General features: G+C 70.0%; 17 protein-coding genes. 9 read left to right on the top strand and 8 right to left on the bottom strand.

All coding sequences use genetic code 11. The annotated features are described in order from the left end of the window. Positions 1–215 precede the first annotated feature (215 nt). Both ACSMXV_RS24020 and ACSMXV_RS24015 read left to right on the top strand, forming a co-directional pair. Positions 216–1,421 carry a cytochrome P450 gene (locus tag ACSMXV_RS24020; protein ID WP_473173353.1) on the top strand — a complete coding sequence of 402 codons (1,206 nt, stop codon included), beginning with the start codon at positions 216–218 and terminating at the stop codon, positions 1,419–1,421. 357 nt (positions 1,422–1,778) lie between these two features. Then, entirely contained in the window at positions 1,779–3,275 is a 1,497-nt protein-coding gene (locus ACSMXV_RS24015) for an alpha/beta hydrolase (protein WP_473173352.1), read from the top strand. Between the two features lie 188 nt (positions 3,276–3,463). On the opposite strand, the gene ACSMXV_RS24010 is transcribed toward ACSMXV_RS24015, so the two are convergent. Continuing rightward, entirely contained in the window at positions 3,464–4,657 is a 1,194-nt protein-coding gene (locus ACSMXV_RS24010; protein WP_473173351.1) for an RtcB family protein, read from the bottom strand. 192 nt (positions 4,658–4,849) lie between these two features. Here ACSMXV_RS24010 and ACSMXV_RS24005 point away from each other — a divergent pair, with 192 nt between their 5' ends. The 3 genes from ACSMXV_RS24005 to ACSMXV_RS23995 all read left to right on the top strand — a co-directional run bounded on the left by ACSMXV_RS24005 (position 4,850) and on the right by ACSMXV_RS23995 (position 8,450). Continuing rightward, positions 4,850–5,707 carry a DUF3558 domain-containing protein gene (locus tag ACSMXV_RS24005; RefSeq protein WP_473173350.1) on the top strand — a complete coding sequence of 286 codons (858 nt, stop codon included), beginning with the start codon at positions 4,850–4,852 and terminating at the stop codon, positions 5,705–5,707. Between the two features lie 157 nt (positions 5,708–5,864). Next, positions 5,865–6,689 (top strand): DUF3558 domain-containing protein, encoded by an 825-nt coding sequence (locus ACSMXV_RS24000; protein WP_473173349.1) that lies wholly within the window; start codon positions 5,865–5,867, stop codon positions 6,687–6,689. Positions 6,690–6,869: 180 nt separating this feature from the next. Beyond that, on the top strand, positions 6,870–8,450 hold the full coding sequence (locus tag ACSMXV_RS23995) for a DUF2637 domain-containing protein (RefSeq protein ID WP_473173348.1): 1,581 nt from the start codon (positions 6,870–6,872) through the stop codon (positions 8,448–8,450). A 67-nt stretch (positions 8,451–8,517) separates the two neighbouring features. On the opposite strand, the gene lysS is transcribed toward ACSMXV_RS23995, so the two are convergent. Further along, positions 8,518–10,251, bottom strand: a complete 1,734-nt coding sequence (gene lysS / locus ACSMXV_RS23990) for a lysine--tRNA ligase (protein ID WP_473173347.1) — start codon at positions 10,249–10,251, stop codon at positions 8,518–8,520. A gap of 182 nt (positions 10,252–10,433) precedes the next feature. On the opposite strand from lysS, the gene argS reads away from it, so the two are divergent. Beyond that, a complete protein-coding gene (gene argS / locus ACSMXV_RS23985) occupies positions 10,434–12,209 on the top strand; it encodes an arginine--tRNA ligase (RefSeq protein ID WP_473173346.1) in 1,776 nt (591 codons plus the stop codon). 66 nt (positions 12,210–12,275) lie between these two features. On the opposite strand, the gene hemB is transcribed toward argS, so the two are convergent. The 6 genes from hemB to ACSMXV_RS23955 form a co-directional block, all read right to left on the bottom strand. Then, positions 12,276–13,268 (bottom strand): porphobilinogen synthase, encoded by a 993-nt coding sequence (hemB, locus tag ACSMXV_RS23980; protein ID WP_473173345.1) that lies wholly within the window; start codon positions 13,266–13,268, stop codon positions 12,276–12,278. A 146-nt stretch (positions 13,269–13,414) separates the two neighbouring features. Further along, positions 13,415–15,091, bottom strand: coding sequence for a bifunctional uroporphyrinogen-III C-methyltransferase/uroporphyrinogen-III synthase (locus ACSMXV_RS23975; RefSeq protein ID WP_473173344.1), 1,677 nt, complete (start codon positions 15,089–15,091; stop codon positions 13,415–13,417). Continuing rightward, positions 15,088–16,047, bottom strand: a complete 960-nt coding sequence (gene hemC, locus ACSMXV_RS23970) for a hydroxymethylbilane synthase (RefSeq protein ID WP_473173343.1) — start codon at positions 16,045–16,047, stop codon at positions 15,088–15,090. Before hemC ends, ACSMXV_RS23975 begins: the two co-directional genes overlap by 4 nt. Continuing rightward, positions 16,044–17,816 carry a glutamyl-tRNA reductase gene (locus tag ACSMXV_RS23965; protein WP_473173342.1) on the bottom strand — a complete coding sequence of 591 codons (1,773 nt, stop codon included), beginning with the start codon at positions 17,814–17,816 and terminating at the stop codon, positions 16,044–16,046. Before ACSMXV_RS23965 ends, hemC begins: the two co-directional genes overlap by 4 nt. Further along, positions 17,813–18,568, bottom strand: coding sequence for a redox-sensing transcriptional repressor Rex (locus tag ACSMXV_RS23960; RefSeq protein ID WP_181661558.1), 756 nt, complete (start codon positions 18,566–18,568; stop codon positions 17,813–17,815). The genes ACSMXV_RS23965 and ACSMXV_RS23960 overlap by 4 nt, the downstream gene beginning before the upstream one ends. A gap of 236 nt (positions 18,569–18,804) precedes the next feature. Then, the gene (locus tag ACSMXV_RS23955; RefSeq protein WP_473179049.1) at positions 18,805–19,104 is read right to left on the bottom strand and encodes a glutaredoxin family protein; all 300 of its coding nucleotides are present in this window, start codon (positions 19,102–19,104) and stop codon (positions 18,805–18,807) included. A 184-nt stretch (positions 19,105–19,288) separates the two neighbouring features. On the opposite strand from ACSMXV_RS23955, the gene ACSMXV_RS23950 reads away from it, so the two are divergent. From ACSMXV_RS23950 to ACSMXV_RS23940, 3 genes are all read left to right on the top strand, one after another. Beyond that, positions 19,289–20,233 (top strand): HAD family hydrolase, encoded by a 945-nt coding sequence (locus ACSMXV_RS23950; protein ID WP_473173341.1) that lies wholly within the window; start codon positions 19,289–19,291, stop codon positions 20,231–20,233. 582 nt (positions 20,234–20,815) lie between these two features. After that, on the top strand, positions 20,816–21,658 hold the full coding sequence (locus ACSMXV_RS23945) for an ECF subfamily RNA polymerase sigma factor, BldN family (protein WP_473173340.1): 843 nt from the start codon (positions 20,816–20,818) through the stop codon (positions 21,656–21,658). A 247-nt stretch (positions 21,659–21,905) separates the two neighbouring features. After that, positions 21,906–23,102, top strand: a complete 1,197-nt coding sequence (locus ACSMXV_RS23940) for a DUF5667 domain-containing protein (protein ID WP_473173339.1) — start codon at positions 21,906–21,908, stop codon at positions 23,100–23,102. Positions 23,103–23,107: the final 5 nt, after the last annotated feature.

Genomic DNA, 23,107 nt, shown 5'->3' with positions numbered 1-23,107 from the left:
TAAAGCCGGCAGAGCCGGTAGGGCCGGCAGACGGACCAGTTCGCTTCGGTCCCCCGTTCGGCTACTCCCACCGGGTCAATCAGGGCGCCCGGAGGTGTCCGACGCTCTGGCAGCGCGTACAAGGCATATGCGGGAAAACGGCGAAGGCGGCTGTCTTCCGCCCGTCCATATGCGCGTCAGCCGCGCTCGTCGTCCTGGAACGGGAGTAGTACGCGATGACCGAAACCGGCAAAGCAATCAAATGTCCGTTCGACTTCAGCGAGGGCATGGAGTTCGACCCCTCCCTCGCCGCGCTCATGGAGCGCGATTCCATCGCCCGTATCCGGCTGCCGTACGGCGAAGGCGATGCGTGGCTGGTCACCGGGTTCGACGACGTGCGGCAGGTGACCACCGACAACCGGTTCAGCCGGGCGGGGATCATGGGGTACGACTATCCGCGGCTGACGCCGGAGCCGATCGTCTCCCCGGAGTCGATCAACGTGATCGACCCACCCCGCAGCACCCGGCTGCGGCATCTCGCCTCACAGGCCTTCACCAACCGGCATGTGGAGCGGATGCGCCAGTCGATCCTGGGGCTCGTGGACACCCTGCTCGACGAGATGGCCCAGCAGGGACCGCCGGCGGATCTGGTACGCCATCTCTCGGACCGGCTCCCCCAGCACACCATCTGCGAGGTGCTCGGAATCGCTCCGGAGGACCGGCCCCGGATGCAGGAGTACGCGCATCAGCTGCTCTCCACCGGTCCGGACAGCCGTGAGACCGCGGCGACCGCCAAGGCGGAGCTGCGCGAGTACTTCGGCGGGCTGGTCGCCGAGCGGCGGAAGAACCCGGGCGACGACCTGATCAGCGCGCTGGCCGCGGCCAAGGACGGCGAGGACGCACTCGACGACCAGGAACTGGCCGTCATGGCGCTGACGCTGATGCTCAGCGGGCACGACACGGCCACCTGCCAGATCAGCGACATCTCCTATCTCCTCCTCACCCGCCCCGAGCTGATGGAGCAGCTCAGGAGCCGGCCGGAGACCCTGACGGCCGTCCTCGACGAGCTGCTGCGCTACATCCCGTTCCGCAAGGGCGTCGGCATTCCCCGGGTGGCGCTGGAGGACGTCGAGATGGGCGGAGTGCGGATCCGGAAGGGCGACTTCGTCCATGTGTCGTATCTGACGGCGAACCGCGATCCCAAGCGGTTCACGGACCCCGACACCATCGACCCGAACCGGCCGCCCACACCGCACATGACCTTCGGCTGGGGCGGCCACCGCTGCATCGCCGCACCACTGGCGATGGCGGAGCTGGAGGTGACCATCGGACGGCTGGTGGAGCGCTTCCCGGACCTGCGCCTTGCCGTGCCCGCCGAGGAGGTGCGCTGGGACACGGAGACCATCCGGCGCTTCCCGATCGAGCTGCCCGTGACCTGGTAGATCCCGCGCAGAGCTCCGCAGACGAAAGGGCCCCCGGAACGGCAAGCGTTCCGGGGCCCTTCGATGCCACCGTCAGCCGGTCGCTGAGAAGGCGCCCCGGACCCTCTCTGTTGCCATTCGGCTGCGGTTGGCTCGCGCGCGTTCCCGGACCGCGGTGTTGTTGACACGGATGCGTGCCGACGCCCAGCGCATGGGGGGGGCGTCGGGCTCTCAGCCGTGAAAGGACAAGGCATGCACATACCTGGTCCGATAGCGGGCCGTCGGAGGTGTGCCGCGGTCATCGCCGCAGTGGTGATGTGCTCGACGGCACTGACCGGGCCTCACATCGCCGCGGCCGGCGGTACACCGACACCTTCGGTGCCCGCCTCGAAGCTGGACTGGAAACCCTGCGTTCAGGGCAGACAGTTCGACTGCGCGACCGCGAAGGTGCCGCTGGACTACCGCAACCCCCGCGGCCGCACCATCGAACTGGCGGTCGTGAAACGGAAGGCAACCGGCCCCGGACGGCGTATCGGCACCCTGTTCTTCAACCCCGGCGGACCCGGCGGGCCGGGAACGGTCCAGATGCCGCAGAATTACGAGTTCTTCCCGCGGGAGGTACGGGAGCGGTTCGACATCGTCAGCTGGGACCCCCGCGGGGTCGGCAACAGCACCGCGGTGAACTGCTTCGAGAGTCCCGAGGATGCCGACGCCTGGGTTGCGGGCAAACCGGCCGGCTTCCCGGTCGGCGAACAGGAGCGGAAGACCTGGATCGCCGCATTCAAGGATCTGGCCCGCCTCTGCCGGCAACGCGACCCTGAGCTTCTGCGCCATGTGTCGACCGCCGACACCGCTCGCGACCTCGACCAGCTCCGCCAGGCGGTGGGCGACGCACAACTCACCTACCTCGGGATCTCGTACGGCTCGTTCCTCGGCGCCACCTACGCCAACCTCTTCCCCGGCAAGGTCCGCGCCATGACCCTCGACAGCAACGTCGACCCGCAGGCCTGGACGAACCACGCGTCCAACGACGACCCCCGGCTCCCGATATTCCTGCGCATGGGCGCAGACCTCGGCGCCGCCGCGATCCTGGACCAGTTCCTCGCCCTGTGCGGCTCCACGACCACCGCCCGCTGCGCCTTCTCCGCCGGCAGCCCGAAAGCGACCCGGGACAAGTTCGACCAGCTGATGCAGCGCCTCCGGGAGCATCCGGTCGGCGCGTGGACCTACGGCAGGACGGTTGGCGACGCAGTGAGCGGCCTCGACGTCGTCCACCCGGGATGGACGGAGCTCGCCGGCAGGCTGCAGGACCTGTGGCAGGGCCGCGTCCCGCAGCAGCCCTCCCCCCTCCCGGAACCGCCGGTCCCGAATCCGTACACCGGCGATGAACAGGCGAGTGCCGTGCTCTGCTCCGACAGCCCCAATCCGCGTGACCCAGGGGTCTATCACGCCCTGGAGGAGGCCGGCGCCATCCGCGCGGGCGACACCGGACGCTTCTGGACCTGGGCCGCGGAGCCGTGTGCCACCTGGCCGGCGGTCGCCGCCGACCGTTACCGCGGCCCGTGGAACAAGCCGACGGCGCACCCCGTCCTGGTGGTCGGCACCACCTACGACCCCGCAACTCCCTACTCGGGCGCGCAGGCCATGGTCAGAGAACTGGCCAACGCCCGCCTGCTCACCAACAACGGGTACGGGCATTCCGCACTGCTCAACCCCAGCAGCTGCGTCAACGAGTACGAAAGCCGCTACTTCATCGACGGCACCCTCCCTCCGGCCGGAGCAACATGCCGACCGGACGCGCTCCCCTTCTCCGCACCCAGGCCGCGCGGCGGAGTCGCCACCGGCGGCGGCGGGACGGCCGGCATCGTCTCCTGAGCCCCGGCATCGTCTCCTGAGCCGGCCATAGCCTCGCGGCCTCGCCTGGGCATGGGCTGACTCGATCGAGCTCCAGAGCGCTCACGTATCCCTACCGTGCCGCTTTGCAACCAGCTCTGACACCCCGAGCTCGCAGCAAGGCCCCGGACTGCAGAGTCCGGGTCCCGTCGGTCACGTGGTGCTGGACGTCAGCCCTTCACGCAGATGACCTGCTTGAGCTTCGCGACGACCTGCACCAGGTCCTTCTGCTGGTCGATGACCTGCTCGATCGGCTTGTACGCGCCCGGGATCTCGTCCACCACGCCGGAGTCCTTACGGCACTCGACGCCCCGCGTCTGCTCCTCCAGGTCCTTCGTCGAGAAGCGCCGCTTGGCCGCGTTGCGGCTCATCCGCCGCCCTGCGCCGTGCGAGGCCGAGTTGAAAGCCTTCTCATTGCCAAGGCCCTTCACGATGTAGGAGCTGGTGCCCATCGAGCCGGGAATGATCCCATATTCGCCGGAGCCGGCGCGGATCGCGCCCTTGCGGGTCACGAGCAGGTCCATGCCGTCGTACCGCTCCTCCGCCACGTAGTTGTGGTGGCAGGAGATCTCCGGCTCGAACGTGACCTTCGCCTTCTTGAACTCCCTGCGGACCACGTCTTTCAGGAGCGCCATCATGATCGTGCGGTTGTACTTCGCGTACTCCTGGGCCCAGAACAGGTCGTTGCGGTAAGCCGCCATCTGAGGGGTGTCCGCGACGAAGACGGCGAGGTCGCGGTCGACCAGGCCCTGATTGTGCGGCAGCTTCTGGGCCACACCGATGTGGTGCTCGGCGAGCTCCTTGCCGATGTTCCGAGATCCGGAGTGCAGCGTGAGCCACACAGAACCATTGGAATCGAGCAAAAGTTCGATGTAGTGATTGCCCGAGCCAAGCGAACCCATCTGCTTGGCCGCCCGCTCCTGGCGGAACCTCACCGCCTCGGCGACCCCGCCGAACCGCTCCCAGAAGTCGTCCCACCCCGCGGTGGCGAACCCGTGCAGCCGGCCCGGATCCACCGGGTCGTCATGCATGCCCCGCCCGACGGGAATCGCCTGCTCGATCTTCGACCGCAGCCGCGACAGGTCGCCCGGCAGGTCGTTGGCCGTCAGCGAGGTACGGACCGCCGACATCCCGCAGCCGATGTCCACACCGACCGCCGCCGGGCACACCGCGTCGCGCATTGCGATGACCGAGCCGACGGTCGCACCCTTGCCGTAGTGGACGTCCGGCATGACGGCGAGGCCCTTGATCCACGGAAGCGTGGCGACGTTCTGGAGCTGCTGGAGTGCGACACCCTCGACCGAGGCCGGGTCCGTCCACATCCGAATGGGTACCTTCGCACCCGGAACCTCTACATACGACATATCGTCCTCATTCCCCCGTAGTTGAGCAAAAGCAAAAGAAGTCCATTAATCGCAAATACCGGAGCCAAGGTCGGCAAAAGGGATACCGGACCGGCGTTCACGGCGGTGCGTGCGATACACATTGTGTTCACCGGCCGCCCAGGGGCGGCAACCCAATATCCGGTTCACAGCCGTGTCGAGAGGAGCCACCACGTGCAGCGGAAGGCGTACGTACCGGGTGTCGCCGCGCTCCTCGCGGCACTGCTCGCCGGCTGCACCAGCAGCTCCGGCAGCGGCGAGGAGGCCACCGACTCGAAGCCGGGCGCGACGGGCACCTCGGCCTCGGCCGCCCGGCCCGGCAAGTACCGCACGCTTCCCGAGCCATGCGGTGCGCTCGACCACGGCACGCTGGACTCGCTGCTGCCCGGCATCAAGGAGATGACGGACGAGGAGCAGCAGGAGAAGGCCTACGACGGCACGGCCACGGTGACGTACGACACCGACCGGCGCGTGGGCTGCCGCTGGAAGGTGGAGTCGGCCGACGCCACCCACCATCTCCACGTCGACTTCGAGCGTGTCGTGTCGTACGACGCGACCGTCAGCGACGACACCCGCGCCCAGGCGGTCTTCGCCACGAAGGAGGATGCGGCGAACCTTCCGGAGCCCGCCGATCCCCGTGAGGAGAAGGCGAGTTCCTCGCCCTCGGCCTCCACGGTGGACGCCGACTCCGCCTCGCCCGACGCGGGGTCCGACTCGGCCTCGGGCTCCGCATCCTCGTCCGCGCCCTCGTCCGCGCCCTCTTCCTCCGACGACGGCTCCGCGACCGACGGGCTCGAGCCGCGCTTCCTCGACGATCTGGGGGACGAGGCGTTCCTCGACGACGTCCTCACCGCGTCCACCTCGACGGCCCGGCACCGCACCGTGACTGTGGCATTCCGCACGTCGAACGTGATCGTGACGATCGAGTACGACGAGCAGCCGGCCTCCATCATGGATGTCCCGGACAGCAGGGAAATGCAGGACAGAGCACAGAAACTGGCGCAGAAGCTCGCCGAGCGGCTCAGCGACTGACGGCCGCTCCGGGCGTCCGGGCCAGGTGCCGCGGCTCACGTGAAGGGCAGCACCCCCAGCCGCGTTCGGCGTACCGTGGCCCACCGGACCGACTGCCCGACAGCACGATCGAGCTCCCCCGGCCCGCGCCGGGAGGTATCTCCAGAGTGAAGGAACCATGCACCGACCAGCACAGCGACTCATCCGCATACTTGCCTGCGCAGCCGCCGTACCGGTGATCCTTGCCGCCTCCGGCTGCTCCTCCGACTCCGGCTCCGGGGACGACGGGGCGAAGGAGTCGGGTGCGAAGGCCTCGGCGTCGGCGTCGGCGGGCGACGCGGCAGCGAGCGTGAAGGCGGCGGCGTTCGACTCCCTTCCCGAGCCCTGCAAGGTGCTGACGAAGAAGACGCTCGACGAGCTCGTTCCGAAGCGGGAAGACAAGTCGGGCAAGGAAGGCAAGTCGGACGACACCTCCCTTCGCGGCACGTGTGCGTGGACCAGCCTCGACAACAACGGCGTCAAGGGCTCGCAGTTCCGCTGGCTCAATGTGTCGCTGCTGCGCTTCGAGTCGGACGCGACCCGCGGCAGCGGCGACAAGCTCGCGCAGGCGTACTTCGACAAGCAGGTGAAGGAAGCCCAGGGCACGCAGGACGCGAAGAACGTCAAGTCGGCGCCGGTGCAGGGCGTGGGCGACGAGGCGACAGGCGTGCGCTACGACCTGAAGAAGAAGGAGGGCACCTTCAAGCAGCAGACCGTGGTGGCCCGCGTCGAGAACGTCGTCGTGACGCTGGACTACAACGGTGCGGGGCTCGCGGGCGAGAAGACGCCGAGCGCCACCGAGCTGATGAAGGACGCTCAGAAGGCCGCGGAGCAGGCCGTGGAGGCCGTGGTCGCGGCCAACGGCACGTCGTCCGCGAAGCCCGGTGACGGCTCGTCGGACAAGGCCACGTCCGGCACGTCCAAGGAGTCGGCGACGCCCAAGGCGTCCAAGAGCAGCAGCTGACGGCGCCCGAAAACACTTGCTCATTCAGAGCCTTCGGCGGAGCCCGGTACCGTGCGGTGACCGGGCTCCTGCCGTACCGGAAACCCGCCGTTCGCATCCATGTGCCAGGCTGTTCCGCGCAAGAGGCCGAACAGTCTTCCGCACAACAGGCCGAAGAGTGGAGCAGGGAGGGGAGTGCGGGTGGCCGCGCCCATTCAGCTGACACGTACGCACCGGATACTGATCGCAGTCGTGGTCACCGGTGCCGTCATCATCGCCGGTATCGGCTTCGCCGGCTCGTACGCGGCTGTCCGCGAGCTCGCGATCGAGAAGGGCTTCGGGAAGTTCAGCTACGTCTTCCCGATCGGCATCGACGCGGGCATCTGCGTCCTGCTGGCCCTGGACCTGCTGCTGACCTGGATTCGTATCCCGTTCCCCATGCTGCGTCAGACGGCGTGGCTGCTGACGGCGGCGACGATCGCGTTCAACGGCGCGGCCGCCTGGCCCGACCCGCTCGGTGTCGGCATGCACGGCGTCATCCCGATCCTCTTCGTCGTCTCGGTCGAGGCGGCGCGGCATGCGATCGGCCGCATCGCGGACATCACCGCCGACAAGCACATGGAGGGCGTCCGCATCACCCGCTGGCTGCTCTCCCCCGTCCCCACCTTCCTCCTCTGGCGCCGGATGAAGCTGTGGGAACTGCGCTCCTACGAGCAGGTGATCAAGCTGGAGCAGGAGCGGCTGGTCTACCAGGCCCGGCTGCGCTCGCGTTTCGGCCGCGCCTGGCGCCGCAAGGCACCGGTGGAGTCCCTGATGCCACTGCGCCTGGCCCGCTACGGCGTCCCACTCGCGGAAACGGCCCCGGCAGGCCTGGCCGCAGCAGGCATCGAACCGGCGTTGCTGCCTCCGGCACCGACCCCGGCCCCGGCCCCGGCCCCGGCCCCGGTGCAGGACTACCGGGAGCTGGAGCCGGGCGCACCGGAACCCCCCGCTGTGGCCGGCGGCGCAGCCCCCGCTGTGGGCAGCGGTGCCGCCCCCGCTGTGGGCAATCGTGCCGCTGGGGCGATGGGGGTGCCCCCTGCTCGAGCGGAGTCGAGAGCTCGGGGGAGGGTGGGCACAGCGGCGGCACCCCACGACGGCGGGCAGCCGGTCCAACTCCCGGGCAGCCACGACGCACAGCACCTCGAAGAGTTGGCGACCGAGAACGCGGACAACCCCTGGTTCGCACCCCCACAACACGCCGCATACCAGGGCGACTACGGCCCGACGTACGCAAACGGCTCCTACGACCCCCCGTACGTCCCCGAGGAACAGTACGAGGAGTGGTACGAGGACCAGCAGCGGCAGCCCGCCGCCGAGGCGCCCCCGCAGGAGTCCGGCATCCAGATCCCGTCGGGCCCCAACCGCACCCGCCCTCTGGGCGGCGCGGCACCAGGCGCTGCCACTCACCAGGTGGCGATCCCGTCCCCCCGCGCCGAACAGCAGCCGATGGAGACGGACGAGGACTCCGCGAACCCGGACCCGGATGCGGACGCGGTCGTCCAGGGCCCGGCCCTGCCGGACGACGTGTCGCGCGAGGAGGCGTACTTCGCCGCTTTCCGGAAGTACGTCAACGAGCACATGGACTTCCCCAACACCCGCCAGTTCGGCCTGTACCTGATGGACCTGTACGGCGTGACGGGCCAGTCGGGCGGCCCGCTCACGGAGAGCACGCTCCGCCCGTACGTCCGCGACTTCCGCACCCGCTACCAGCAGGAACTGGACGCGGAGCACATCGCGTAAGCGCACCGAGCAGACGCACGAAGGGGGTGCCCCGGAAAACCGGGGCACCCCCTTCCTCGTACAACCCTTACGCGCCCAGAAGCTTCCGCACCCGATCCGCCCCCACCGCGAGCAGGAGCGTCGGCAGCCGCGGCCCCGTGTCACGCCCCACGAGCAGGTGGTACAGGAGAGCGAAGAACGTCCGCTGAGCGGTCTTGATCTCCGGCGGCAGCTCCTTGGGCGTGGCGTCGGCGGAGAAGCCGGCCTGGACCTTGGGCACGCCGTAGACGAGGTGGGTGAGCCCGTCCAGCGACCAGTGCGAGTCGAGGCCCTCGATGAGCAGCCGCAGCGACTCACGCCCCTGGTCGTCGAGCGAGGCGAGCAGCTCCTTGTCGGGCTCGTCGCGGACGACCGTGCGCTGCTCGGCCGGGACCTGCGTGTTGATCCACGTCTCGGCCTTGTCGTAGCGCGGACGCGCCTCGTCGAGCGACGTCAGCGGGTTCTCCGGGTCCAGGTCGGACAGGATGCGCAGCGCCTGGTCCTGGTGGCCCGCGGTGATGTCCGCGACAGAGGCCAGCGTCCGGTACGGCAGCGGACGCGGCGTCCGCGGCAGTTCACCGGCCGCCGTGCCGACCGCACGCGCGTACGCGGCGGCGTCGGCGGGCAGCACCGAGCCGTCGGCGACCTTCGCGGCGAGCTTGTCCCACTCGTCGTACAGCCGCTGGATCTCCTGGTCGAAGGCGATCTTGAACGACTGGTTGGGGCGGCGGCGCGCGTACAGCCAGCGCAGCAGCTGGGGCTCCATGATCTGCAGCGCGTCGGCCGGGGTAGGCACGCCACCCTTGCTGGACGACATCTTGGCCATGCCGCTGATGCCCACGAACGCGTACATGGGGCCGATCGGCTGCTTGCCGCCGAAGATCCCGACGATCTGCCCGCCGACCTGGAACGACGAACCGGGCGACGAGTGGTCGACGCCGGACGGCTCGAAGATCACCCCTTCGTACGCCCAGCGCATCGGCCAGTCGACCTTCCAGACCAGCTTGCCGCGGTTGTACTCGGACAGCCGGACCGTCTCGGAGTGCCCGCACTGGCACACATAGGTCAGCTCGGTCGTCTCGTCGTCGTACGCCGTGACCGTGGTGAAGTCCTTCTCGCACTGGCCGCAGTACGGCTTGTACGGGAAGTAGCCGGCGGAGCTGCTGCCGTCGTCCTCGGCCGCGGCGCCCGAGCCCTCGGCGGCCTCGAGCTCGGCCTCGTCGACCGGCTTCTGGGACTTCTTCGCGGGGGCCTTCTTGGTCCGGTACTGGGCGAGCACGGCGTCGATGTCGGCGCGGTGCTTCATCGCGAACAGGATCTGCTCACGGTAGACACCCGACGTGTACTGCTCCGTCTGGCTGATCCCGTCGTACTCCACGCCCAGCTCGGCGAGCGAGGCGGTCATCGCGGCCTTGAAGTGCTCGGCCCAGTTCGGGTACGCGGAGCCCTTGGGGGCCGGGACCGAGGTGAGCGGCTTGCCGATGTGCTCGGCCCAGGACTCGTCGACGCCGGGGACGCCGAACGGCACCTTGCGGTAGCGGTCGTAGTCGTCCCAGGAGAGCAGATGGCGCACGGTGTACCCGCGGCGGCGGATCTCGTCGGCGACCAGGTGCGGGGTCATGACCTCGCGGAGGTTGCCGAGGTGGATCGGGCCGGAGGGGGACAGTCCGGACGCGACGACGACAGCTTTGCCAGGCGCGCGACTCTCCGACTCGGCGATGACCTCATCCGCGAAACGGGAGACCCAGTCGGTGGTCTCTGTGCTCTGAGCCACGATCGGCACGTCCTTCTTTCTCGTACGCCCTGATACGCAAGTACAAGCTGACCGGGGATACAGCCAGTACAGCTGACCGCTCCATTCTCCCAGCTCCGGCCGCTGGAGCGAAAACCGCTTTTCAACCGCATTTCCGCGCGTGGGATACTGGCCGGGTCTATCAGAACCTCGAGGAGAACGGCTCCCACTCCATGGCCTCGGTCACGTCCCTCACCGCTTCCGTCCACCAGCGCCTCGCGGACGCCCTCTCGGCAGCCCTGCCGGAGGCGGGCACCGCGGACCCGCTGCTGCGACGCAGCGACCGGGCCGACTTCCAGGCCAACGGCATCCTGGCGCTCGCGAAGAAGGCGAAGGCCAACCCGCGGGAGCTGGCCACTCAGGTGGTTTCCGAGGTCACCACGGGTGACGTGATCAAGGAGATCGAGGTCTCCGGGCCCGGCTTCCTGAACATCACGGTCACCGACAAGGCGATCACCGAGAACCTGGCGGCGCGGGCCGCGGACGCCGAGGGCCGCCTCGGCGTGCCGTTGGCGGACGAGCCGGGCACGACGGTGATCGACTACGCCCAGCCGAACGTGGCCAAGGAGATGCACGTCGGCCACCTCCGGTCCGCCGTCATCGGCGACGCGGTCGTCCAGATCCTGGAGTTCACCGGCGAGACGGTGGTCCGGCGCCACCACATCGGCGACTGGGGCACCCAGTTCGGCATGCTCATCCAGTACCTGATCGAGCACCCGCACGAGCTGGACCACAAGGCCGCCACCGAGGACACCGCCACGTCCGGCGAAGAGGCCATGTCGAACCTCAACCGGCTGTACAAGGCCTCCCGGACGCTCTTCGACTCCGACGAGGAGTTCAAGACGCGGGCGCGGCGCCGGGTGGTCGACCTCCAGGCGGGCGACCCGGAGACCCTCGCCCTGTGGCAGCGGTTCGTCGACGAGTCGAAGATCTACTTCTACTCGGTCTTCGAGAAGCTGGACATGGAGATCCGGGACCCGGACATCGTCGGCGAGTCCGGCTACAACGACATGCTGGACGAGACGTGCCGCCTGCTCGAGGAGTCGGGCGTGGCGGTCCGCTCCGAAGGCGCCCTCTGCGTCTTCTTCGACGACATCAAGGGCCCGGACGGCAAGCCGGTGCCGCTGATCGTGCGGAAGTCGGACGGCGGCTACGGCTACGCGGCGACCGACCTCTCCGCGATCCGCGACCGCGTCTTCAACCTCAAGGCGAACACCCTGCTGTACGTGGTGGACGCCCGGCAGTCGCTGCACTTCAAGATGGTCTTCGAGACGGCGCGGCGGGCCGGCTGGCTGAACGGCGACACGAAGGCGCTGCAGCTCGCCTTCGGCACGGTCCTCGGCAAGGACGGCAAGCCGTTCAAGACCCGTGAGGGCGAGACGGTGCGGCTGGTGGACCTGCTGGACGAGGCGATCGACCGCGCCTCGGCGGTGGTCCGCGAGAAGGCCCAGGACCTGTCCGAGGAGGAGATCGCCGAGCGGGGCACCCAGGTCGGTATCGGCGCGGTGAAGTACGCGGACCTGTCGACGTCCGCGAACCGCGACTACAAGTTCGACCTGGACCAGATGGTGTCCCTGAACGGCGACACGAGCGTCTACCTGCAGTACGCGTACGCCCGTATCCGGTCGATCATCCGCAAGGCCGGCGACGCCCGCCCCGCCGCCCACCCGGAGCTCGAACTGACCGAAGCGGAGCGGTCCCTCGGCCTGCACGTGGACCAGTTCGCGGAGACGGTCGCGGAGACCGCCGCGGAGTACGCACCGCACAAGCTGGCGGCGTACCTGTACCAGCTGGCGTCCCTGTACACGACGTTCTACGACAAGTGCCCGGTCCTCAAGGCGGACAGCCCGGCCCAGGTCGAGAACCGCCTGTTCCTGTGCGACATCACGGCGCGCACGCTGCACCAGGGGATGGCGCTGCTGGGCATCAGGACGCCCGAGCGCCTCTGACCTGTCACGACATGAAAACGCCCCCGGCCGGGACTCTTCCGGCCGGGGGCATGCACGTCGTACGACTCAACGCAGCTGCCGGGCCACCTCGACTGCCCAGTACGTGAGGATGTTCTGCGCCCCGGCCCGCTTGATGCCCGTGAGGCTCTCCAGGATCGCCTTGTCCCGGTCGATCCAGCCCTTCTCCGCCGCTGCCTCGATCATCGAGTACTCACCGGAGATCTGGTACGCGGCCACCGGCACGTCCACGGCGTCCGCGACGCGCGCCAGGATGTCCAGGTACGGTCCCGCCGGCTTCACCATCACCATGTCGGCCCCCTCCTCCAGGTCGAGGGCCAACTCGCGCAGGGACTCCCGTACGTTGGCGGGGTCCTGCTGGTACGTCTTCCGGTCGCCCTTCAGGGACGAGGCGACGGCCTCGCGGAAGGGACCGTAGAAGGCGGAGGAGTACTTGGCGGTGTAGGCGAGGATGGCGACGTCCTCGCGGCCGATCTGGTCGAGCGCGTCGCGGATGACGCCGATCTGGCCGTCCATCATGCCGCTGGGGCCGACCACATGGGCGCCCGCGTCGGCCTGGACCTGGGCCATCTCGGCGTAGCGCTCGAGCGTGGCGTCATTGTCGACACGGCCCTGCTCGTCGAGCACACCGCAGTGCCCGTGGTCCGTCGTCTCGTCGAGGCACAGGTCCGACATGACGAGCAGGTCGTCCCCGACCTCTGCCCGTACGTCGCGGATGGCGACCTGCAGGATCCCGTCGGGGTCCGTTCCCGGCGTCCCGACGGCGTCCTTCTTCGACTCCTCCGGCACGCCGAAGAGCATGATCCCGGAGATCCCGGCCTCCACCGCCTCCGCGGCCGCCTTCTTCAGGCTGTCGCGGGTGTGCTGCACGACCCCGGGCATCGCCCCGATCGGCACGGGCTCGCTCACGCCATCCCGCACGAAGGCGGGCAGGATGAAGTCGGCCGGGTGCAGGCGGGTCTCGGCGACCATGCGGCGCATGGCGGGGGTGGTGCGCAGCCGACGGGGACGCGTACCGGGGAAGGAACCGTACTTCGTCATGCCGAATACGCTACGCCTGCCTCAAGGGCACCTTTGCCGACGCGTTGTCGGCCGGATACGGCCCAGTCGTGCACCGGTGCCGGGGTGCTCCGGTGGACGTGCGGTGCCCCACGTCGTGGGGCACCGCCTCCCATGGTGCCGAGCCGCTACGTCGTGGTCCGGCGACGCCGCGCGCCCGGACGCCGCTCGCTCGGCCGCGTCACCGGATCGCCCGCGTCGAGCGCCGCCGTCCGGCGGGCCGCGCCGAAGTCGGCCAGCGCCTCGGCCAGCTTGTGCACGGACGGCTCCGGAGCCATCACGTCCACGCGCAGTCCGTGCTCCTCGGCCGTCTTCGCCGTGGCAGGGCCGATACACGCGATCACCGTCACGTTGTGCGGCTTGCCCGCGATGCCGACCAGGTTCCGCACGGTCGACGACGACGTGAACAGCACCGCGTCGAAGCCGCCGCCCTTGATCGCCTCACGGGTCTCGGCCGGCGGAGGCGAGGCGCGCACGGTCCGGTAGGCCGTGACGTCGTCGACCTCCCAGCCGAGCTCGATCAGGCCCGCGACCAGCGTCTCCGTGGCGATGTCGGCACGCGGCAGGAACACCCGGTCGATCGGGTCGAAGACCGGGTCGTACGGCGGCCAGTCCTCGAGGAGACCGGCGGCCGACTGCTCGCCGCTCGGCACGAGGTCCGGCTTCACGCCGAAGGCGATGAGCGCCTTGGCGGTCTGCTCGCCCACCGCCGCGACCTTGATCCCGGCGAACGCGCGCGCGTCGAGCCCGTACTCCTCGAACTTCTCCCGGACGGCCTTGACCGCGTTCACCGAGGTGAAGGCGATCCACTCGTACCGTCCTGTGACCAGGCCCTTGACCGCCCGCTCCATCTGCTGGGGCGTACGCGGCGGCTCGACCGCGATGGTCGGCACCTCGGACGGCACGGCGCCGTACGAACGCAGCTGGTCGGAGAGCGAGGCCGCCTGCTCCTTCGTGCGCGGCACGAGGACCTTCCAGCCGAACAGCGGCTTGGACTCGAACCACGACAGCTGGTCGCGCTGGGCAGCCGCGGAGCGCTCACCGACCACGGCTATAACGGGTCGGTGGCCCTCCGGCGACGGCAGCACCTTCGCCTGCTTCAGGGTCTGCGCGATGCTGCCGAGCGTCGCCGACCAGGTGCGCTGCCGCGTCGTCGTACCGGCGACGGTGACCGTCAGCGGGGTGTCCGGCTTACGTCCGGCGGACACCAGTTCAGCCGCGGCCGCGGCCACCGAGTCGAGCGTCGTGGAGACGACGACCGTGCCGTCGGACGTGCCGACCTCGGTCCAGCAGCGGTCCGACGCCGTACGGGCGTCGACGAACCGCACGTCCGCGCCCTCCGCGTCCCGCAGCGGCACACCCGCGTACGCGGGCACGCCCACGCCTGCGGCGATGCCCGGCACCACCTCGAAGGTGATGCCTTCCGAGGCGCACTTCAGCATCTCCCCGGCGGCGTACGCATCGAGCCCCGGATCGCCCGAGACGGCACGGACGACCCGCTTGCCGCCCCGCGCAGCCTCCATGACAAGATTGGCCGCATCCCTCGGTTCCGGGGGTACGACGGTTGTTGACGCCTCGTCAACTACCGTCAGCTGGGGCGTGCCTGTGTCCACGACGGCCACGCCCGGCTGGGCGTGGGTGCGGACCACGTCGAGCACTTCCGGCTCGGCGATCAGGACGTCCGCTCCGGCCAGCGCTTCAACGGCGCGGAGTGTCAGCAGCCCGGGATCCCCGGGCCCGGCACCGAGGAAGGTGACGTGCCCGTGTGCGGGAACGGCTGGGTGGTTCGAGGTGGTGGGGCTCAATGTGCTCGCTCCCCCATCAGACCGGCCGCGCCCTTGGCAAGCATCTCGGTGGCGAGTTCGCGACCGAGCGCCACTGCCTGGTCGTCTGTCTCGGGCACGGGACCGGTGGTGGACAGCTGCACCAGCGTTGAGCCGTCGGTGGTCCCGACGACGCCGCGCAGGCGCATTTCCTTGACAATCTGCCCGTCGGCCAGAAGGTCGGCGAGTGCACCCACGGGTGCGCTGCAGCCGGCCTCCAGGGCGGCGAGCAGGGACCGCTCGGCGGTCACGGCGGCCCGGGTGTACGGGTCGTCGAGCTCGGCGAGCGCGGCAGCCAGCGACGCGTTGTCCGCGGCGCATTCGACTGCCAGTGCCCCCTGGCCGGGGGCGGGCAAAACGGTGTCGACCGACAGGAAGTCGGTCACCTCATCGATCCTGCCGATGCGGTTGAGGCCGGCGGCGGCGAGCACGACGGCGTCGAGCTCCCCGCTGCGGACGTATCCGATGCGGGTGTCGACGTTGCCGCGGATGGCGACGGTCTCGATCTCCATGCCGTGCGCGCGGGCGTACGCGTTGAGCTGCGCCATGCGGCGCGGCGAACCGGTGCCGATGCGTGCTCCCTTCGGGAGCCGCGTGAAGGTGAGCCCGTCGCGGGCGACCAGCACGTCGCGGGGGTCCTCGCGCTGCGGTACGGCCGCGAGGACGAGGTCGTCCGGCTGCGCCGTCGGCAGGTCCTTGAGGGAGTGCACGGCGAAGTCGATCTCGCCGCGCAGCAGGGCGTCGCGCAGCGCGGTGACGAACACGCCGGTGCCGCCGATCTGCGCCAGGTTCTCGCGCGAGGTGTCGCCGTACGTGGTGATCTCGACGAGCTCGACGTCCCGTCCGGTCACCTGGCGCACCGCCTCCGCCACCTGTCCGGACTGGGCCATGGCGAGCTTGCTGCGCCTGGTCCCGAGTCGTAGTGCCTTCTCGGTCATGACAGCCCTCGGTTCTTGACGTTCTGGACGCTGTTGACGCTCGTGACGTCGGCGTCGTTCATGTCGGCCCGGGAGACTGAGGCAACCGTCTCCGGGTCGAGATCGAAGAGGGTCCGCAGCGCGTCCGCGTACCCGGCGCCGCCGGGCTCGGCCGCGAGCTGCTTGACCCGCACGGTGGGCGCGTGCAGCAGCTTGTCGACGACGCGCCGCACGGTCTGCGTGATCTCACCGCGCTCCTTGTCGTCGAGGCCGGGCAGGCGCCCTTCGAGGCGCGCGATCTCGCTCGCCACCACATCGGCGGCCATGGTGCGCAGGGCGACCACGGTCGGCGTGATGTGCGCGGCCCGCTGGGCGGCACCGAACGCGGCCACCTCGGCGGAGACGATCCCGCGCACCATGTCCACATCGGCCGCCATCGGAGCGTCGGCCGAGGCCTCGGCGAGCGACTCGATGTCGACGAGCCGCACCCCGGCGATCCGGTGCGAGGCGGCATCGATGTCACGGGGCATGGCGAGGTCGAGAAGCGACAGGACGACCGGGTGTGCGGGCGCGGCGACGGCGGCAGGTCCGCGACGCTCGGGCACCCGCCCCGCGGCGGCCGCGGCAGCGGCCAGTGCGGCGATCGCCTCAGCGTCGGCACCCGGGTCCGGCGCCGCGGTGCGGCTCTCGCGACGGTCCGCCGTGGCGTTGTCGACCCAGGCTCCGTGCTGCTCCAGCGTGGCCGCGTCCATCCCTGCCACTGCTGCTTCGCCCATGACGGAGAAGCCCGTGGCCCCCTGCATGGGGGACAGGTCCACCGGGCATACGTCGTCGCCCTTGAGCACGGCCGCGCCCTCGCCGCGGTGCGCGGCGGCCGACCGGTCCGCACGGCCGGCCGGGAGCGGACCGGAAGCGTCCGCTCCGAAGCCGGAGCCAAAGCCCTCTGGCGCCCGGCCCGAGATGGCGTCCGCCACCGCGTCCGCGGTCAGGACCAGACCGGTCGCGCCGGTACAGGACACCACCACGTCGGCACGTGTCAGCTCCTGGGCCATCGCGTCGACCGGGACCGCGCGGGCGGTCACCTCCGTGTCGTCCTGCTCCGCGAGGATCTGGGCGAGCCGCTCGGCGCGCTCCAGCGTGCGGTTGGCGATGACCACCTCGGCCACCCCGGCCCGCGCGAGCGTCGCCGCGGCCAGCGAGGACATCGAACCGGCGCCGATGACCAGCGCGCGCTTGCCCCGGGCCCACTCCCCGACCGGCGTACCGACCGCGAGCTGCTCCAGGCCGAAGGTGACCAGGGACTGCCCGGCACGGTCGATGCCCGTCTCCGAGTGCGCTCGCTTGCCGACCCGCAGCGCCTGCTGGAACAGGTCGTTCAGCAGGCGGCCCGCGGTGTGCAGCTCCTGCGCCGTCGCCAGCGCGTCCTTGATCTGACCGAGGATCTGGCCCTCGCCGACCACCATGGACTCCAGGCCGCAGGCCACGGAGAACAGGTGGTGGACGGCCCGGTCCTCGTAGTGCACGTAGAGGTACGGAGTCAGCTCCTCGAGCCCGACTCCGCTGTGCTGCGCGAGCAGCGTGGAGAGCTCGGCGACACCCGCGTGGAACTTGTCCACGTCGGCGTAGAGCTCGATCCGGTTGCAGGTGGCGAGCACCGCGGCCTCGGCGGCCGGCTCCGCGGCCAGCGTGTCCTGGAGCAGCTTGGCCTGCGCGTCCGCGGACAGCGCGGCACGCTCAAGGACGCTCACCGGAGCGGTGCGGTGACTCAGCCCGACGACGAGAAGACTCATGCCGGCATCACGACGGGTACGTCCCCGTCGGGTCCCTTCGGCGTGTTCTTCGGTACGGAGGCGGTGACGGCCTCTTCGCCCGCAGTCTCCTCGCCGGCCTTCCGCTGCTCGTGGAAGGCGAGGATCTGCAGCTCGATGGAGAGGTCGACCTTGCGTACGTCGACGCCGTCCGGCACGGACAGCACCGTCGGCGCGAAGTTCAGGATGGAGGTGACACCGGCGCCGACGAGCCGGTCGCAGACCTGCTGGGCCGCACCGGCCGGGGTCGCGATGACGCCGATCGACACGCCGTTGTCCTTGATGATCTTCTCGAGATCGTCGGTGTGCTGCACCGGGATCCCCGCGACCGGCTTGCCGGCCATCGCCGGGTCCGCGTCGATGAGCGCCGCGACACGGAAGCCACGCGAGGCGAATCCGCCGTAGTTGGCGAGGGCGGCGCCGAGGTTACCGATACCGACGATGACGACCGGCCAGTCCTGGGTGAGGCCGAGTTCGCGGGAGATCTGGTAGACGAGGTACTCGACGTCGTAGCCGACGCCGCGCGTCCCGTAGGAACCGAGGTACGAGAAGTCCTTGCGGAGCTTCGCGGAGTTGACCCCCGCCGCCGCGGCGAGCTCCTCCGAGGAGACCGTGGGTACCGAGCGCTCGGACAGTGCGGTGAGTGCTCGGAGGTACAGCGGAAGACGGGCGACGGTGGCCTCGGGAATCCCTCGGCTGCGGGTCGCCGGTCGGTGAGTTCGGCCAGTTGCCACGGTGCTCCTGCGGGTAGAGCGGGGCTGCGGGCGGTCGTACGTCCCAGGACCGCCCCGTCGGAAGCAGGCTATGTCTTTGTGAACGCGTGCACAAAGATGGTGTCCGATTTGCCCGGCCAAAGTGACCGGGGTCACGCGGCTCCGGCGAGTGTTCCGGGAACTGACCCCGCAGCGCATTCGTCCCTGGCCGGAGGGTGTCGTTGTAGTGATCATGGAGTTTCGCCCGGCTGCCGGGGTCACTCGGTGAGGGCCCGGCGGAGACGGTCTTCGTCCACGCGCCAGAAGTCGTGCTGGGCGCCGTCCACGAGCACCACCGGGATCTGCTCCCAGTACTTGCGGTGCAGCTCCTCGTCCTGGGTGATGTCCCTCTCTTCCCACGCGGCCCCCAGCTCACCGCAGACCTTCTCGATCACCGCGCGGGCGTCGTCGCACAGGTGACAACCCGGCTTGCCGATCAGCGTGACGAGGCGGTCCTGCGGCACCTTCTTCTCCGTACGGCGGTCGGCCCGCCGAAAAATGGGACTCATACGGGCCATTCTCGCCCGGCCGGCGGACATCGGAACCCCACTGCACCAGACCTCCCCAGCGCCCGCCGCCCCTGCGCGACGCGCGGACGGGACCGGCATCGGATCACTCCTTTAACTGCGCGGTCGCAGAGAGTTCACAGCGCTGAATCCTCCTGACTCCGGAACCACAGGGCGAACTGGCTATGCTCACGCCATGGCCGCTCTCGCATGGCTCACCCCTCGTAGGCGCTCCGCCACGGCCCGCAGCGTGCTGGCGGGCGAGGCCTCGGCGGAGGCAGCGCGCAAGACCTCCCAGGAGCTGGAGGAGCTCGCCCCGGCCCCCGCGCCCGGGAAGGTCGCGGAGGAGCCGGAGTTCCCGGTCGCCGGTGACCACAAGGCCGCCGCGTTCTTCGACCTCGACAACACCGTGATGCAGGGCGCCGCGATCTTCCACTTCGGCCGGGGCCTCTACAAGCGGAAGTTCTTCCAGCGCCGCGAGCTGGCGAAGTTCGCCTGGCAGCAGACATGGTTCCGGATCGCGGGCGTCGAGGACCCGGATCACATGCAGGACGTACGCGAGTCCGCCCTGTCCATCGTCAAGGGCCACCGCGTCGCCGAGCTCATGTCCATCGGCGAGGAGATCTACGACGAGTACATGGCCGAGCGCATCTGGCCCGGCACGCGCGCGTTGGCGCAGGCCCACCTGGACGCGGGCCAGAAGGTGTGGCTGGTCACGGCCGCACCCGTGGAGACAGCGACGATCATCGCCCGCCGGCTCGGCCTGACCGGCGCGCTCGGCACGGTCGCCGAGTCCGTCGACGGCGTCTACACCGGCAAGCTCGTCGGCGAACCGCTGCACGGCCCCGCGAAGGCCGAGGCGGTACGCGCGCTTGCGGCGGCCGAGGGCCTGGACCTCTCCCGCTGCGCGGCGTACAGCGACTCGCACAACGACATCCCGATGCTGTCGCTCGTCGGCCACCCGTACGCGATCAACCCGGACACCAAGCTACGCAAGCACGCACGCGACCGGGACTGGCGCCTGCGGGACTACCGCACGGGCCGCAAGGCCGCGAAGGTCGGCATCCCGGCCGCGGCAGGCGTCGGCGCCGTGGCCGGCGGCACAGCAGCCGCCATCGCCATCCACCGCCGCCGCCGCTGACACACGCGCCGCCTGGCCGCTGTGGACAGTCGCGCCTCCTCCAGTGCCTCATTGGGCCTGGGATCTGCGCCCAGGGCGGCACGGGTAGGGCACAGCGGCCCCCTCCGCGCAGGGCAACGCACTCGCACCCCCGGGCGACCACGACGCGGGGCAACCCTCTGCAGTACAGAGCACCCACACGTGCAAGGGACCGCACGCCGTGGCTTGCCCACCCTCCCCCCCCCATTGCCTCACGGGCATGGAAGGGATCCCCATGGCCTGGGGGCACCTCCTGGGGGCACCCCCAGCGGTAGCTGAGGGAGAACCGCCTGCCCACAACGAGTCGGCCACGCCTACGCGCACAACACGCCCCCCGCTCGAACGCAACGCGAACTAATCCGATCAACAACCGTTCACGTCCTGGTACTTGATCGGCCGTCGATCAGTAACAGAAGCGACGGAATCGGTGATTTGAGCAACTGGGTGTAGCGCTGCCTGTACGAAGCGTTATTCTCCTCAGACGCAAATCGGTACCCACGCGTCGCCACGACGAGTGAACGGTCCCGTACTGCACGTGATGGAAGCTCTGCCTCTGGGAGTCCCGTGTACCCATACGTCGGGGTTGACGCCTCGGGCCTGGCTACGCTGCGCGCAGTGGTCGTCGACCACTTGCGCGGCTTCGTCCCCACCGCGTATCCCGTCCCCGCTATCGCCGCGCCGCGCATCGCCACCAGCGGCCCCGCGGGCCCCTGCTATGCCCTGACGGACGGCATCGACAAGGGGCCGGCGCGGAGCTCCGTCGTCGAGGGGCGGCGGTCGGGCGACGGGCGGGGGGTCGCGAGACGGGGTCGCGCGGGCGCGACCACCCCCACTGCACGGCGCCCCGCGGCGGACAGCGACAGCGCCCGGATGATGGACCTCGTGGAGCGCGCCCAGGGCGGCGAAGCCGAGGCGTTCGGCCGGCTCTACGACCAGTACAGCGACACCGTGTACCGGTACATCTACTACCGCGTGGGCGGCAAGGCGACGGCCGAGGACCTCACGAGCGAGACCTTTCTCCGCGCCCTGCGCCGTATCGGCACGTTCACCTGGCAGGGCCGCGACTTCGGCGCCTGGCTGGTCACGATCGCCCGCAATCTGGTCGCCGACCACTTCAAGTCGAGCCGTTTCCGTCTCGAAGTGACCACCGGCGAAATGCTCGACGCCAACGAGGTCGAGCGAAGCCCCGAGGACTCCGTTCTGGAGTCCCTCTCGAACGCCGCGCTCCTCGACGCCGTACGCCGCCTCAACCCCCAGCAGCAGGAGTGCGTGACCCTGCGCTTCCTCCAGGGCCTCTCGGTCGCCGAGACCGCCCGCGTGATGGACAAGAACGAAGGCGCCATCAAGACCCTCCAGTACCGGGCCGTGCGCACCCTGGCCCGTCTCCTCCCGGACGATGCCCGCTGAGCGACCACAGACCCGGATGCACTCAGCGCGACCTTCAACTCACGTTCGGTGAAAGCGCGTTGGCTGCACGGTCTGCTCATGCTCCGTCCGTAACCCAAGTGCCGAGCCGCTCGTTGTGCGGGATACAGGCTCCCTGTGGTCACACCCTGACCGCCACCGCTCACTCGATCGTGTGGATGTGCTCAAGGCGTGCAACCCTCAGGAACCCCTGGGGAGTCGACCGTCATGACGAGAGGAGGTGCCGCCAGTGATCGCGAATGTATCGGCGCACCGGCGGGCGAACGCCTTCGCCCAGACCCTGGAGGAGCATTCCGACAGGGTCACGGCGGCCGAGCAGCCCGGCGAGTCGGCCGAAGAGGCCGAGAAGCAAAGGATGTTGGCCCTGGCGGCCGGTCTCGGCAGGATGCCGAAGCCGGAGCTGGACGCCGACGTCAAGGTCGTCCAGCGGGCGCGGCTCGTGGCAGCCATGGAAGCCATGGTGCTCGAAGGCACGGAGGCGGGCAGCGAGGGCGCGGGTCCCCCGGTGCCGGAACAGCGGTCCCGCCGCGGCGCGCACCGGGCGAGTCCGCTGCGCAAGCTGCGGTCGCGCTCCCGTCTGTCCAAGAGCATCGCCGCGGGCGGGCTGACCGTCGGCGTGGCCGCCGGGGCACTGGGCGGAGTGGCCGCCGCCAGCACCGACGCCCTGCCCGGCGATTCGCTGTACGGGCTCAAGCGCGGCATGGAGGATCTCAAGCTGGGCATGGCCGCCGGCGAATCGGACCGCGGCCGGCTCTATCTGGACCAGGCGGCGACCCGGCTGAACGAGGCCCGCCGGCTCATGGAGCGGGGTCGCTCCGGCGATCTCGACCACGAGTCCGTCTCCGAGATGAGGCGCGCACTCTCCGGCATGCGGCACGACGCCGGCGAGGGCCACCGCCTGCTGCACTCGGCATACGAGCGTGACGGCTCGCTCGGCCCGATCCAGGCGCTGTCGTCGTTCTCCCAGTCGAACCGCGACACCTGGACGACCCTGCGCGAGCGGCTGCCCGTCCAGCTCGGCGACGTGAGCCAGGAGGTCAGCTCGGTCTTCGACGCCATAGACCAAGAGGTCGATCCGCTGCGGTCGATGCTGCCGGGATCCCCTTCCTCGGGAGACGGAACCACCCAGCCGGGCACCGGCCAGGAGTCCACCGGCTCCTCCGGTTCCGACCGTCCGTCGCCCACGACATCCGGGTCGTCGGCGGGCAGCACGAGCGGCACCGGCTCGCCGGAGCCCTCCACCTCCGGCGCCAGCGAGGACGAGGGCCTCCTCGGCGGCAATACGGGCGGCCTGTTCGACCCGCCCGTGGAAGAGACCAGCCCGAACCCGTCCGGCGAGGCCAGCGCGTCCCCGGAGCCGGACATCACGGTCCCCCCGCTGCTGCCCTTCCTTCCGGGCCTGGGCATCGGCGGCGAGGACACGTAGGAACC

Source organism: Streptomyces sp. DSM 42067 (assembly GCF_055792885.1).
Note: the sequence above shows the minus strand (reverse complement) of the source record. Positions and strands in the feature narration are given on the sequence as shown.